This is a genomic window from Bradyrhizobium sp. DN3 (assembly GCF_041357655.1).
GTDB lineage: Bacteria > Pseudomonadota > Alphaproteobacteria > Rhizobiales > Xanthobacteraceae > Bradyrhizobium.
Window position 1 is genome coordinate 38,067 of the sequence record NZ_JAULLN010000035.1, and the last position, 12,574, is coordinate 50,640.

Genomic DNA, 12,574 nt, shown 5'->3' on the forward strand with positions numbered 1-12,574 from the left:
CTCATTGCCTGGAAGCATTCCCCATGAGCAGTCCGACCAAATTGTTTGAGACCTACAAGCTCGGCCCGATCACGCTGGCCAATCGCCTGGTGATGGCGCCGCTGACGCGCAACCGTGCCGCGCCCGGCACGTTCGTGCCTAGCCCTCTCGCCGCCGATTATTACAGCCAGCGCGCCTCCGCAGGGCTTCTGATTACCGAAGCGAGCCAGGTCTCGCAGCAAGGTCAGGGCTACCAGGACACGCCCGGCATCTACTCCAAGGACCAGGTCGCCGGCTGGCGCAAGGTCACCGATCGCGTGCATGAGCGCGGCGGCAAGATCTTCATCCAGCTCTGGCATGTCGGCCGCATCTCGCATGTCGATCTCCAGGCGAATGGCGCAGCCCCGGTGGCGCCGAGCGCGATCCGCGCCAAGGGCAAGACTTTTGTGAACGGCACCTTCGCCGACGTCTCCGAGCCGCGGGCGCTCGAGCTCTCCGAAATTCCTGGGATCATCGACGACTTCAAGCGCGCGACGAAGAATGCGCTCGAGGCCGGCTTCGACGGCGTCGAGATCCACGGCGCCAACGGCTATCTGCTCGACCAGTTCGCCCGGGACGGCGCCAACAAGCGCACCGATGCCTATGGCGGCTCGATCGAGAACCGCGCGCGGCTGATGCTCGAGGTCTCCAAGGCGGTTGCCACTGAAGCCGGCGCCGATCGCACCGGCATCCGCATCTCGCCGGTGACGCCGGCCAACGACCTCTCCGACTCCAATCCGCAAGCCTTGTTCGATCACATCGTCGACGGTCTCAGCGCGCTCAAGCTGGTCTATCTCCACGTCGTCGAGGGCGCCACCGGCGGTCCGCGCGACATCGCGCCGTTTGACTATGCGTCCTTGCGCAAACGCTTTGCCGGCACCTATGTCGCCAACAACGGCTACGATTTCGATCTCGCCACCAAGGTGCTGGACGCGAACGCGGCCGACCTGATCGCCTTCGGCAAGCCCTTCATCTCCAACCCCGACCTGGTCGAGCGGCTGAAGCAGGGCGCGGGCCTGAACGATTGGGACAAGGCCACCTTCTACGGCGGCAGCGCCAAGGGGTACACGGATTACCCGACGCTGGCGGCCGAGCCGGCAGAATAAGGCTGCTTCTTCCGTCATTGCGGGGAGCTCGCGACAAAATTGCGAAGCAATTTTGCGCTGGCGACGAAGCAATCCAGACTGGCTCCGTTGAAAGACTCTGGATTGCTTCGCTACGCTCGCAATGACGGCGCGGTTGCAGGGTGCGCTCACCAACAAGGAAGGCCGGGACTGCTCCCGGCCTGTACCTGCCTATAGGCCTCACGCCAATGCGCGTGTCTCGGCGCCTGCAGCGACCATGCGTTCCACGATGCGACGCATGCGCTGCGGGGCGGCATCGATGGCGAGGCGGATGGTCTTGGCATTGGGGCGGGCCTGCGCGACCTCCTCGATGCGCTCCAGAATCTCCTTGTCCTCATTAAAAGCGATACGGAAATCGGCGTGCAGGCGCTGATCGACATCGGCATCGTCAAGCGCAAAGTTGCGCACATGGAGCCAGTGATCGATGCAGATGTGATCGTCGACCGGCGTGATGAAGTGGCATGCGAAGATGCGCAATCCCCGGCCCCGGTCCGCGGGATCGACGATCTTGCCAGCGTCCGCGCTGCCGAAGTCGATCACCGCGATGCAGGGCGCGATATAGTCGTAATAGTGCCAGCGATCGACATTGCCGGCGAAATTGCCGTACTTGGCGAAAAGCGGTATCGGCGGCGCGTTCCTGATCCACCGCCACACCAGCACGCCGTCCTCGGAAAAGGTGTGCTCCACCGGAATGTCTTCGCTGGCCGAATTGCCGAGCGTCGACAGGTGGACGAAGCTGACATGCGCGGGATCGCAGAGATTATCCGCGAGGTTGAGATAGTTGGTTTCGATTCGAAGAGCGTCTCCTTCCGCCGCATGCCAGTCGTTCTGACCGTATTGCGGCAGATCATAAATCCGCGACGGGTCGGCGAGCGCGGGATCGCCGGGCCAGATCCAGACCAGTCCCATCTTCTCCCTGAGCGGGTAGGACGACACCCGTGCATTCGGCGGGATCATCGGCTGACCCGGAATCCGGACACAGCGCCCGTCGGCCCCAAATGTCATGCCGTGATAGCCGCACTCGATTGCATCGCCCTTGAGCTTGCCCATCGATAGCGGCGCCAACCGATGTGGACAAACGTCGTCGAGCGCAACGACGCCACCCGCTTCGCTGCGGTAGACGACAAGGTCCATGCCGAGAATACGGTGGCGCGACAGCGTGCGCGTGACGTTGCGCGACCACGTCAGCGGATACCAGGTGTTGCGGGGAGCAAGCAGGTTCATGCGGCACCTCTAGTTCTTGAGCTTGGCCATCACCTCGGCGTCGGCGGGCTGGTAGTCGGCGCCGTCGACATAGCGCCAGTCGGTCATCACGCCCTGGCCGTCCCGTACTGCGAGCCTGCCGACATAGACGCCCATGGTGGATTGATGGTCGATCGCACGGAAGGCGATCGGCCCCACCGGCGTGTCGACCTTCAGATGCTCCATCGCCTTGATCAGATCATCGGTCTTGGTGGAGCCGGCCATCTCGATCGCTTTCGCGAGGACCAGCGTGTTGGTGTAGCCGATGAGTGCACCGATGTTGGGCGGCTCCTTGAAACGAGCGACATAGGCTTGCAGGAACGCGTCATGGGCCTGGGTCTTGATCTCGCTCCAGGGATATCCGGTGACCAGCCAACCGGGCGGCGCTTCGTCCCTCAGCGGCGCGAGATATTCCGGTTCCCCGGAGAGGATGCTGACGACAGCGCGGTTTGCGAACGCCTTGCGCGTCGACCCCTCGCGCACGAACTTGGCGAGGTCGGCCCCGAATGTCGCGTTGAAGATGGCGTCCGGGCTTTCCGCCATCATCGCCTGCACGACCGCACCTGCATCGATCTTGCCGAGGGGCGGCCATTGTTCGGAGACAAATTCGACGTCGGGCTTCAATCGCTTCAGTTCGCGCTTGAAGCTCGCCACCGCCGCCTGGCCAAACTCGTAGTTGGGAGCAATCGTCGCCCAGCGCCGCGCGGGGAACTTGGCCGCCTCCTTTGCGAGGATGGACGCCTGGGTATACGTGCTCGGCCGCAGCCTGAACGTATAGCGATTGCCTTTCTCCCAGATGAGGGCGTCAGTCAGGGGCTGTGAGGCGAGGAAGAATGTCCGCTTCTGCTTGGCGAAATCGGCGACGGCGAGGCCAACATGAGAGAGGATCGTGCCCGTCAGGAGGTCGACCTGCTCACCGTCGACGAGCTGACCGGCTGCGGTGATGGCGACGTCCGGTTTGCCGGCGTCGTCACGGGCGATGATCTCGAGCTTGCGGCCGAGCACGCCGCCGTTGCCGTTGATCTCGTCGCGCGCGAGCTCCCAGCCCTGGCGATAGCCGCGGGTCCCCAGCGGGAGGGCCGAATAGCTTGAGATCTCTCCGATCCTGATCGGCGGCGGCTCCACGGCCCGACCTGCGCCGCAGGCCACCGCTAGGACAAGTCCGACGAACTTCGCAACAGCCGAAATGCGCATATCAGCCTCCCGTCATTGGGACCAGCTTATGTATGTAGTACTTACTACATAGCGAATACCAAGAGCTAATGATTGTCAATGGCGAAGAAATCGGCGGGCTTGCCAAAAAAACGGCAAGCCCCATCCTGCTGGTTGTGATTCCCTGGGATACGCAATGCCCAACGATACAGAGCTGCCAGCCCGTACACTGGCCGGCCCGCGCCTCAAGCGGGCGGCCAAGCGGAAGAAGGCTTCAACGGTTCGACGGACGCGAGCGCCCGATCAGACCCGCGAGGCCATTCTGCGTGCGGCCATCGCCGAGTTCGCCCGCGAAGGCTATGGCGGCGCGCGGGTCGATCGCATCAGCAAGGCCGCCAAGAGCAACGACCGGATGCTCTATTACTACTTCAAGAGCAAGGAGAAGCTCTTTCATCAGGTCATCGAGCATTGCTATGCCGATCTGGTCGCGTCGGAAGAGGCGCTCGATCTCGATTTTTCCAGCCCGCGCCAGGCGCTGGCGGCACTCGTCGCCTTCAATTGGAACTACTATTGGGCCCACCCGGAGCTATTGAGCATTCTCGCTACGGAGAATCTCTTCAAGGGTCGTCACGTCAAGAACAACATCCGCCGCAGCTTCGCAAATACCCAACTGGGCATGCTGGAGCGCGTGCTCCAGAGCGGCATCGAGCGGCGAGAGTTCAGGCCGGACTGTGACCGCCTCCACCTTTATCTGTCGATCCTATCGCTGACCTATTTCTACCGTGCCAACCTCTATACGCTGTCGAGCTACATGCAGACCGACCTCGCCGATCAGGAGATGCGGAGCGCGTGGCTTGCACATGTGCAGGCCATGATCGAGGATCTGGTGAGACGGAAGGAGTGATGGCGCGCGCCACAGGCTCGTCATAGCGAGAGCAGCGAAGCAAACCAGAATCCTTCCGCGGCGACAGTCTGGATTGCTTCCGCCTACGCCAAGGCTTCGGCAGACAAGTCGCTGCGCTCGCAATGACAGTGTGGAGATAGCGCGCCGAACTCCCAGAAAAAGAAAAAGGCCGGGATCGCTCCCGGCCTTTCGCGCTTGATGATGCTTTACGCGCCGCTCACTTGGCTTCCGCGCGCTTGGGCGGGGTGGCCGGCCACGACTTGATCAGCGTGTCGTAGTCGACCGTCTCGCCCTTCGGCTTCTCGTTGGCGAGCTTGCGCTGCGGAGCAATCGTGCCGTCCTTCTGGGCCTTGGCGAACCAGTATTCGGCCGATTCCTTCTTGTGCAGCTTCGGACCGCAGGCACCCTGCACGCCGGACTTCTCCAGGCGCTCCATGACGGAGTCCTGGGCGGCCGCAAGGGCATCCATCGCAGCTTGCGGCGTCTTCGCACCGGACGACGCATCGCCGATGTTCTGCCACCAGAGCTGCGCGAGCTTCGGATAGTCGGGCACGTTGTTGCCGGTCGGGGTCCACTGCACGCGGGCGGGCGAACGGTAGAACTCGATCAGGCCGCCGAGCTTCGGCGCACGTTCCGTGAAGGACTTATCCCAGATGTCGGATTCACGGATGAAGGTGAGACCGACATGGCTCTTCTTCAAGCTCACCGACTTGGAGATGATGAACTGGAGATAGAGCCAGGCCGCCTTGCGGCGATCTGCCGGGGTCGACTTCAGCAGCGTCACCGAGCCGGCGTCCTGATAACCGAGCTTCATTCCTTCCTTCCAGTACGAGCCGTGCGGCGACGGAGCCATACGCCACTTCGGCGTACCGTCCGCGTTCATCACGGCGATGCCCGGCTTCACCATGTCGGCGGTGAAGGCGGTGTACCAGAACATCTGCTGGGCGATGTTGCCCTGCGCCGGCACCGGGCCCGCCTCCGAGAAGGTCATGCCCTGCGCCTGCGGCGGGGCGTACTTCTTCAGCCACTCGAGATACTTGGTGATCGAGTAGACCGCGGCCGGGCCGTTGGTGTCGCCACCACGCTCCACCGAGGAGCCGACCGGACGGCAGCCTTCCATACGGATGCCCCACTCGTCGACCGGCAGGCCGTTCGGAATGCCCTTGTCACCGTTGCCGGCCATCGACAGCCAGGCGTCGGTGAAACGCCATCCGAGCGAGGGGTCCTTCTTGCCATAATCCATATGGCCGTAGACCTTGACGCCGTTGATCTCCTTGATGTCGTTGGTGAAGAACTCGGCGATGTCCTCATAGGCGGACCAGTTCACGGGCACGCCGAGCTCGTAGCCATACTTGGCCTTGAACTTGGCCTTGTAGTCGGGATTGGTGAACCAGTCGTAGCGGAACCAGTAGAGGTTGGCGAACTGCTGGTCGGGAAGCTGATACAGCTTGCCGTCCGGCCCCGTGGTGAACGACTTGCCGATGAAGTCATTGACGTCGAGCATGGGATCGGTGACGTCCTTGCCCTCGCCGGTCATGTAATCCGACAGCACGATGGTCTGGCCGTAGCGGAAGTGCGTGCCGATCAGGTCGGAATCGTTGATCCAGCCGTCATAGACGTTCTTGCCCGACTGCATCTGGGTCTGCAGCTTCTCGACGACGTCACCTTCCTGGATGAGGTCGTGCTTGAGCTTGATGCCGGTGAGCTCGGAGAACGCCTTGGCCAGCGTCTGCGATTCATATTCGTGGGTCGTGATGGTCTCGGAGACGACGTTGATCTCCATGCCTTTGAAGGGTTCGGCGGCCTTGGCGAACCACTCCAGCTCCTTCTTCTGGTCTTCCTTCGACAGCGTCGAGGGCTGGAATTCCGCGATCCACTTCTGGATCACGGCGTCGTCGGCGGCGCGAACCGGCGCCGAGACGGCGAACGACACCGCAACAATCGCGGCGACGCTGGACATGGTCAGCAAGCTATTCTTGGTCAATGGACCTTTCCTTCTCCTAAACTGTCGCATGTTATTCCTCCATTGCAGCGACAAACTTTTATACAGGCCCGGGTTGGTCCCGGATCTGGCCGTCCCTTCGCGAGCTTCAGACCGTGCGGAAAATGAGCACGGCCGTGGCCAGCGAAATTCCTGACGCGAGCCACAGGCTCGAGATCTCAAAACCTTCCTCGCCAACCGGCAGCGTGACGATCGCATCGGTGCCGACGAGGCCGATCCACACGAGGTGAATGACGGCGGCCGCGATCAGCGAGATGAACAGGCGGTCGCCGCGCGTGGTCGGAATACTGAGCACGCCGACGCGCTCGGCCTCGGGATAGACCGCGGCAAGCCACGTCATCACGGCCAGCGTGCAGGCGAGCGCGGCGAAGAAGATTGCGGTCGGCAATGTCCAGGCCATCCATGCGATTGATTCCATGCTCGCCTCCTTACACGCGACCGAGCGCAAAGCCGCGCGCGATATAGTTGCGGACGAACCAGATCACGAGCGCGCCCGGGATGATGGTGAGCACGCCGGCGGCGGCGAGCAGGCCCCAATCCATGCCGGCGGCCGACACCGTGCGCGTCATGATCGCGGCGATCGGCTTGGCCTGCACCGAGGTCAGCGTGCGCGCGAGCAGGAGCTCGACCCAGGAGAACATGAAGCAGAAGAACGCGGCGACGCCGATGCCGCTCGCGATCAGCGGCACCAGGATCTTGATGAAGAAGCGCGGGAACGAATAGCCGTCGAGGAAGGCGGTCTCGTCGATCTCGCGCGGCACGCCGGAGACGAAGCCTTCGAGGATCCACACCGCCAGCGGAACGTTGAAGATGCAGTGCGCGAGCGCGACCGCCCAGGGCGTATCGAACAGGCCGATCGCCGAATAGAGGTTGAAGAACGGCAGCGCATAGACCGCGGCCGGCGCCATGCGGTTCGACAAGAGCCAGAAGAACAGGTGCTTGTCGCCGAGGAAGCGGTAGCGCGAGAAGGCGTAGGCCGCCGGCAGCGCCACCGCGATCGAGATGATGGTGTTGAGGACGACGTATTCCAGCGAGTTGATGTAACCGGAATACCAGCTCTCGTCGGTGAAGATGCGCTTGTAGTGCTGCAGCGTCGGGGTGTGCGGCCACAGCGTCATCGTCGAGACGATCTCGCTGTTGGTCTTGAAGCTCATGTTGACGAGCCAGTAGATCGGCAACAACAGGAAGATCAGGAACAGCCCCATGACGAGGCGGCGGCCGGGGATCGAATGCATCAGGCCACTCCTTCCTTTGGCTTGAGCGCGGGCACGGGCTTGAGCGCGGCCGAAGGTTTGGGCTCCGCCGCCGGCTCGCTCTCCGCCTGGACTTTGCGTTCGACGCCGGCATTGGTCATGACGGTGTAGAAGATCCAGCAGACGATCAGGATGATCAGATTGTAGACCAGCGACAGCGCCGCGGCCTTGCCGAGGTCGAACTGGCCGAGCGCGATCTTGACCAGCTCAATCGACACGAAGGTCGTGGAGTTGCCGGGCCCGCCGCCGGTGACGACGAAGGGCTCGGTGTAGATCATGAAACTGTCCATGAAGCGCAACAGCACCGCGATCAAGAGCACGCGTTTCATCTTCGGCAGCTGGATCGCCTTGAACACGGCCCAGCGCGAGGCGCCGTCGATCTGGGCGGCCTGGTAATAGGCTTCCGGAATCGACTTCAGGCCTGCGTAGCAGAGCAGCGCAACGAGGCTGGTCCAGTGCCAGACATCCATCACGATGACGGTGACCCAGGCGTCAATGTCGTTGGAGACGTAATTGTAGTCAAAGCCCATCGCGTTGAGGACATAGCCGAGCAGGCCGATGTCCGGACGGCCGAAGATCTGCCAGATCGTGCCGACCACGTTCCACGGAATCAATAGCGGCAGCGCGAGGATCACGAGGCAGGCCGCAACGGTCCAGCCCTCGCGCGGCATCGACAGCGCGACGACGATGCCGAGCGGCACCTCGATGGCGAGGATCACCAGCGAGAAAAACAGATTGCGGCCGAGCGAGGCGAGGAAGCGGCCGCCGAGATCGGTCGAAGGATCGAGCAGCTCCTTAAACCAGCCGACGCCGTTCCAGAAGAACTGGTTGTTGCCGAAGGTGTCCTGCATCGAATAGTTCACCACCGTCATCAGCGGCAGCACCGCCGAGAAGGCGACGACCAGGAACACCGGCAGCACCAGGAACCAGGCTTTTTGGTTGACGGTCTTGTCCATCAGGCGGCTCCTTCCACCAGAAGGCTGTCGGCATAGACGTGGACATGCGACGGATCGAATTGCAGCCCGGCGTTGCCATCCGGGCTGGTGAATCCGCCAGGGGCGCGCGCCGCGAGCTTTGCGTCGCCGAGCCGCGCCCGCGCGAAACGGATGCGGCCGAGATCATCGATGCGCTCGATCTTCGCGGTGAGCAGGTCGGGCGCGGGCGCGACGACCTCGACGAATTCGGGACGGACGCCGATCTCGATCTTCGCGCCCGAAGGCAGATTGTCGTAGCTGCGGTTGAGCGCGATGACATGGCCGCCGATCCGCGCCTCGCGCCCCCTCACCTCCGCGGGCAGGATGTTCATGCCGGGCGAGCCGATGAAATAGCCGACGAAGGTGTGCGCCGGCTTGTCGAACAGTTCGGCCGGCGTGCCGCTCTGCACCACGCGGCCGTCATGCATGACGACCACGGTGTCGGCGAAGGTCAGCGCCTCGGTCTGGTCATGGGTGACGTAGATCATCGTGAGGTCGAGCTCGCGATGCAGCGCCTTCAGCTTGGAGCGGAGCTGCCATTTCAGCTCGGGGTCGATCACCGTCAGCGGCTCGTCGAACAGCACGGCGGCGACGTCGGAGCGGACCAGGCCGCGGCCGAGCGAGATCTTCTGCTTGGCGTCGGCCGTAAGCCGCGTCGCCTTGCGGTTCAGATAGGGTTCGAGATCGAGCAGGCGGCCGATCTCGGCAACGCGCTTGTCGATCTCGGCCTTCGGCACGCCGCGGTTTTTCAGTGGAAACGCCAGGTTCTGCCCCACCGTCATGGTGTCGTAGATCACCGGAAACTGGAATACCTGGGCGATGTTGCGCTTCTGGGTTGACAGCGGTGTGATGTCCACCCCGTCGAACATGATCCTTCCGCGCGAGGGCGTGATGATACCGGAGATGACGTTGAGCAGCGTGGTCTTGCCGCAGCCGGACGGCCCGAGCAGCGCATAGGCGCCGCCCTGCCGCCACGTCATGGTGACGGGCTTCAGCGCAAAGCTTTCCGGCGCGGCATCATTGCCGCCGTAGGAGTGAGCGAGATCGACGAGGTCAATGCGGGCCATGTCGCACCTCCCTCAAGAGCTTTTTCTGGTTGACGCGTTTTCTTCACGCGAACCGCTACGCGCTTCGCTTGAAAACGCTATGCCGGGTGCCGCGACGAGCCGGTCGGCCGCGTCGAAGACAAAGACATCATTGGGGTCGAGCACGGCATCGATGGTCTGGCCGGGCTCGAACTCATGCACGCCGTGCAGCACTGCCACCCAATTCAATCCGTCGCGGGTCAGATGCACGAAACTCTCCGAACCGGTGATCTCGGTCACCGTCACCGTGGCATGGAAGGCGTGGCGGCCGGCCTCGCCATTGGCAAGGGCGAGCTGATGCGCGCGGAAGCCGACGCGATAGGCGCCGTCGGCAAGGCCGGCATAGAGCCCCGAGGCCGGTGAGGTCGTGCCGCCGGCATATTGCACAGAGCCGTTCTTCTTCTCGAGACCGACGAGATTCAGCGGCGGATCCGAAAACACCTGCGCGACGCGCAGCGTCTGCGGGCGGCGGTAGACGTTGGAGGTCTCGCCCATCTGAAGTGCCCGGCCCTCCCACATGCACACCGTGTTGCCGCCGAGCAGCAGCGCCTCGGTCGGCTCGGTCGTGGCATAGACGAAGATCGCGCCGGAAGCTTCGAAGATGCGCGGCAGCTCGGCGCGCAGCTCCTCGCGCAGCTTGTAATCGAGATTGGCGAGCGGCTCGTCGAGCAGCACGAGGTCGGCGCCCTTGACCAGCGCGCGCGCGATCGCGGTACGCTGCTGCTGGCCGCCGGAGAGCTGGAGCGGCGTGCGCTTCAGGAACGGCTCGAGGCGGAGCAGTCTTGCAGCCTCCGCGACACGCGCCTCGATCTCGTCGCGCGGCTTGCCCTGCACGCGCAGGGGCGATGCGATGTTCTCGTAGACCGTGAGCGAGGGATAATTGATGAATTGCTGATAGACCATCGCGACCGAACGCTGGCGCACATCGGCGCCGGTGACGTCCTTGCCATTGACCAGCACCTTGCCCGTGGTCGGCTTGTCGAGGCCGGCGAGCAACCGCATGATCGAGGTCTTGCCCGACAGCGTCGGCCCGAGCAGCACGTTGAGGGTTCCGCTCTCGAGTGTCAGTGAGACGTCGCGGATGTGCGGGATCCCCTCGACAGTCCGGGTCACGTGATCGAGCGTCACGGTCATGAGCGTCCTCCCGCTTCCAGCAGGGGAGTTTGCGGCACAGCGTGGGTCCTGATCCAGTCGTCAAGCGCCGCGATCTCGTCGGCAGATAGTCGCAGGCCGAGCTTGGACCGGCGCCAGACGATGTCCTCGGCGGTGACGGCCCATTCATTGGCCATGAGATAACGGACCTCGCGCTCGGTCAGCGTCGCGCCAAAGGCCTGGCCGAGATCGGCCGCCGATTTCGCATCGCCGAGCAGCTTGATCGCCCTTGTGCCGTAGGCTCGGGCGAGGCGCCGCGCATGCTCGTGGCTGAGGAAGGGATAGCCGCGCTGGAGCTCGGCGATCAGGCCGTCGATGTCGGACACGTTCATGTCGCCGCCGGGCAGCGGCCATTTGCCGGTCCAGCCCTCGCGCGCTTTCGCGCTGCGAAGATAGGGGGCGAGCCGTTCCAGCGCCTCTTCGGCGAGGCGGCGGTAGGTCGTGATCTTGCCGCCATAGATCGACAGCAGCGGCACGCCGCCGGGTGTGTCGAGCTCGAACACATAGTCGCGGGTCGCGGCCTTGGCTTCGCTGGCACCATCGTCATAGAGCGGGCGCACCCCGGAATAGGTCCAGACCACGTCCTCTGGCGTGACCGGCTTGGCCAGATATTCGCTGGCGGCAGCGCAAAGGTACTGGATCTCCTCAGATGTCGCCTTCACCTTGGCAGGATCGCCGTCATAGTCGCGGTCGGTGGTTCCGATCAGCGTGAAATCGTCCTGGTACGGGATCACGAAGATGATGCGGCCGTCGGCGTTCTGGAACATGTAGGCGCGGTCGTGGTCGTAGAGCTTCTTGACCACGATGTGCGAGCCCTGGACCAGGCGTACCTTGGCCTTCGCGTTGACGCCGGCGCCGCGGCCGAGCACGTCCTCGACCCAGGGACCACCGGCATTGACCAGCGCGCGCGCCTGGATCGACGAGCGCGCGCCAGTCAGCGTATCGACCATGCTCACGGTCCAGACGCCGTCGGACTGACGGATCTCGGTGGCGCGGGTGCGGGTGCGGATCTCGGCGCCCTTGTCGGCGGCATCGCGCGCGTTCAGCACGACGAGGCGGGCGTCATCGACGAAGCAGTCGGAATATTCGAACGCGCGGGAGTAGCGGTTCGGGATCAGCGGGCGGCCGACCTCGTCGCGTCGGAGATCGATCGTGCGCGTGGCGGGCAACAGGTGGCGGCCGCCGATGTGATCATAGAGGAAAAGGCCGAGGCGCAGCAGCCAGGCCGGACGCAGGCCGGCGTGATGCGGCAGGACGAACCTCAGGGGACGTATGATGTGGGGCGCGATGCCCCAGAGGATCTCGCGCTCGATCAGCGCCTCGCGGACCAGGCGGAACTCGTAATATTCGAGATAGCGCAGGCCGCCATGCACCAGCTTGGTCGACCAGGACGACGTCCCGCTCGCCAGATCGTTCATTTCGCACAGGAAAACCGTGTTGCCGCGGCCCACCGCATCGCGCGCGATGCCGCAGCCGTTCACACCGCCTCCGATGATGGCGAGGTCGAAAATACGCTCCAACAGACGCATCCCCCGAAGACCGCCCGTTCCGTCGAGCGGCTACTTTCGCTTTTGATTAGATCACACCGCAAAACGAAAGCAAGATGAAAGAGAGGCGAAAGGAAGTGAAAGCGGAACATTTTTTGTGGGCGTTGCGACGGACAAGCCG

11 protein-coding genes are annotated in these 12,574 nt (G+C 63.5%); 2 read left to right on the top strand and 9 right to left on the bottom strand.

What is annotated here, in order from left to right:
• Positions 1–23: 23 nt before the first annotated feature.
• Positions 24–1,124, top strand: coding sequence for an alkene reductase (locus AAE027_RS34680; RefSeq protein WP_370990679.1), 1,101 nt, complete (start codon positions 24–26; stop codon positions 1,122–1,124).
• A 198-nt stretch (positions 1,125–1,322) separates the two neighbouring features.
• On the opposite strand, the gene AAE027_RS34685 is transcribed toward AAE027_RS34680, so the two are convergent.
• Positions 1,323–2,366: an aromatic ring-hydroxylating dioxygenase subunit alpha gene (locus AAE027_RS34685; RefSeq protein WP_370990678.1), complete on the bottom strand. Its 1,044-nt coding sequence runs from the start codon at positions 2,364–2,366 to the stop codon at positions 1,323–1,325.
• 9 nt (positions 2,367–2,375) lie between these two features.
• Positions 2,376–3,578 (bottom strand): ABC transporter substrate-binding protein, encoded by a 1,203-nt coding sequence (locus tag AAE027_RS34690; protein ID WP_370990677.1) that lies wholly within the window; start codon positions 3,576–3,578, stop codon positions 2,376–2,378.
• A gap of 154 nt (positions 3,579–3,732) precedes the next feature.
• Between AAE027_RS34690 and AAE027_RS34695 the strand changes: the two genes are divergently transcribed.
• Positions 3,733–4,440: a TetR family transcriptional regulator gene (locus AAE027_RS34695; protein WP_370990676.1), complete on the top strand. Its 708-nt coding sequence runs from the start codon at positions 3,733–3,735 to the stop codon at positions 4,438–4,440.
• Positions 4,441–4,657: 217 nt separating this feature from the next.
• Here AAE027_RS34695 and AAE027_RS34700 read toward each other — a convergent pair whose 3' ends face one another.
• The 7 genes from AAE027_RS34700 to glpD form a co-directional block, all read right to left on the bottom strand.
• Complete coding sequence (locus AAE027_RS34700; protein WP_176946108.1) at positions 4,658–6,400, bottom strand: ABC transporter substrate-binding protein; 1,743 nt, start codon at positions 6,398–6,400, stop codon at positions 4,658–4,660.
• A 130-nt stretch (positions 6,401–6,530) separates the two neighbouring features.
• On the bottom strand, positions 6,531–6,860 hold the full coding sequence (locus AAE027_RS34705; protein WP_370990675.1) for a DUF2160 domain-containing protein: 330 nt from the start codon (positions 6,858–6,860) through the stop codon (positions 6,531–6,533).
• A 10-nt stretch (positions 6,861–6,870) separates the two neighbouring features.
• On the bottom strand, positions 6,871–7,677 hold the full coding sequence (locus AAE027_RS34710; protein WP_091898072.1) for a carbohydrate ABC transporter permease: 807 nt from the start codon (positions 7,675–7,677) through the stop codon (positions 6,871–6,873).
• Positions 7,677–8,651 carry a carbohydrate ABC transporter permease gene (locus tag AAE027_RS34715; protein ID WP_370990674.1) on the bottom strand — a complete coding sequence of 325 codons (975 nt, stop codon included), beginning with the start codon at positions 8,649–8,651 and terminating at the stop codon, positions 7,677–7,679. Before AAE027_RS34715 ends, AAE027_RS34710 begins: the two co-directional genes overlap by 1 nt.
• A complete protein-coding gene (locus tag AAE027_RS34720; protein WP_091898068.1) occupies positions 8,651–9,736 on the bottom strand; it encodes an ABC transporter ATP-binding protein in 1,086 nt (361 codons plus the stop codon). Before AAE027_RS34720 ends, AAE027_RS34715 begins: the two co-directional genes overlap by 1 nt.
• Before the next feature lie 12 nt (positions 9,737–9,748).
• Positions 9,749–10,888, bottom strand: coding sequence for an ABC transporter ATP-binding protein (locus AAE027_RS34725; protein WP_370990673.1), 1,140 nt, complete (start codon positions 10,886–10,888; stop codon positions 9,749–9,751).
• Positions 10,885–12,435 carry a glycerol-3-phosphate dehydrogenase gene (gene glpD / locus AAE027_RS34730; RefSeq protein ID WP_370990672.1) on the bottom strand — a complete coding sequence of 517 codons (1,551 nt, stop codon included), beginning with the start codon at positions 12,433–12,435 and terminating at the stop codon, positions 10,885–10,887. Before glpD ends, AAE027_RS34725 begins: the two co-directional genes overlap by 4 nt.
• Positions 12,436–12,574 lie beyond the last annotated feature (139 nt).

What these genes read in the sequence shown, in the direction of transcription:
- AAE027_RS34680 (WP_370990679.1), top strand. Translation starts at nt 24, where the DNA reads ATGAGCAGTCCGACCAAATTGTTTGAGACCTACAAGCTCGGCCCGATC.
- AAE027_RS34685 (WP_370990678.1), bottom strand. Translation starts at nt 2,366, where the DNA reads ATGAACCTGCTTGCTCCCCGCAACACCTGGTATCCGCTGACGTGGTCG.
- AAE027_RS34690 (WP_370990677.1), bottom strand. Translation starts at nt 3,578, where the DNA reads ATGCGCATTTCGGCTGTTGCGAAGTTCGTCGGACTTGTCCTAGCGGTG.
- AAE027_RS34695 (WP_370990676.1), top strand. Translation starts at nt 3,733, where the DNA reads ATGCCCAACGATACAGAGCTGCCAGCCCGTACACTGGCCGGCCCGCGC.
- AAE027_RS34700 (WP_176946108.1), bottom strand. Translation starts at nt 6,400, where the DNA reads ATGTCCAGCGTCGCCGCGATTGTTGCGGTGTCGTTCGCCGTCTCGGCG.
- AAE027_RS34705 (WP_370990675.1), bottom strand. Translation starts at nt 6,860, where the DNA reads ATGGAATCAATCGCATGGATGGCCTGGACATTGCCGACCGCAATCTTC.
- AAE027_RS34710 (WP_091898072.1), bottom strand. Translation starts at nt 7,677, where the DNA reads ATGCATTCGATCCCCGGCCGCCGCCTCGTCATGGGGCTGTTCCTGATC.
- AAE027_RS34715 (WP_370990674.1), bottom strand. Translation starts at nt 8,651, where the DNA reads ATGGACAAGACCGTCAACCAAAAAGCCTGGTTCCTGGTGCTGCCGGTG.
- AAE027_RS34720 (WP_091898068.1), bottom strand. Translation starts at nt 9,736, where the DNA reads ATGGCCCGCATTGACCTCGTCGATCTCGCTCACTCCTACGGCGGCAAT.
- AAE027_RS34725 (WP_370990673.1), bottom strand. Translation starts at nt 10,888, where the DNA reads ATGACCGTGACGCTCGATCACGTGACCCGGACTGTCGAGGGGATCCCG.
- glpD (WP_370990672.1), bottom strand. Translation starts at nt 12,435, where the DNA reads ATGCGTCTGTTGGAGCGTATTTTCGACCTCGCCATCATCGGAGGCGGT.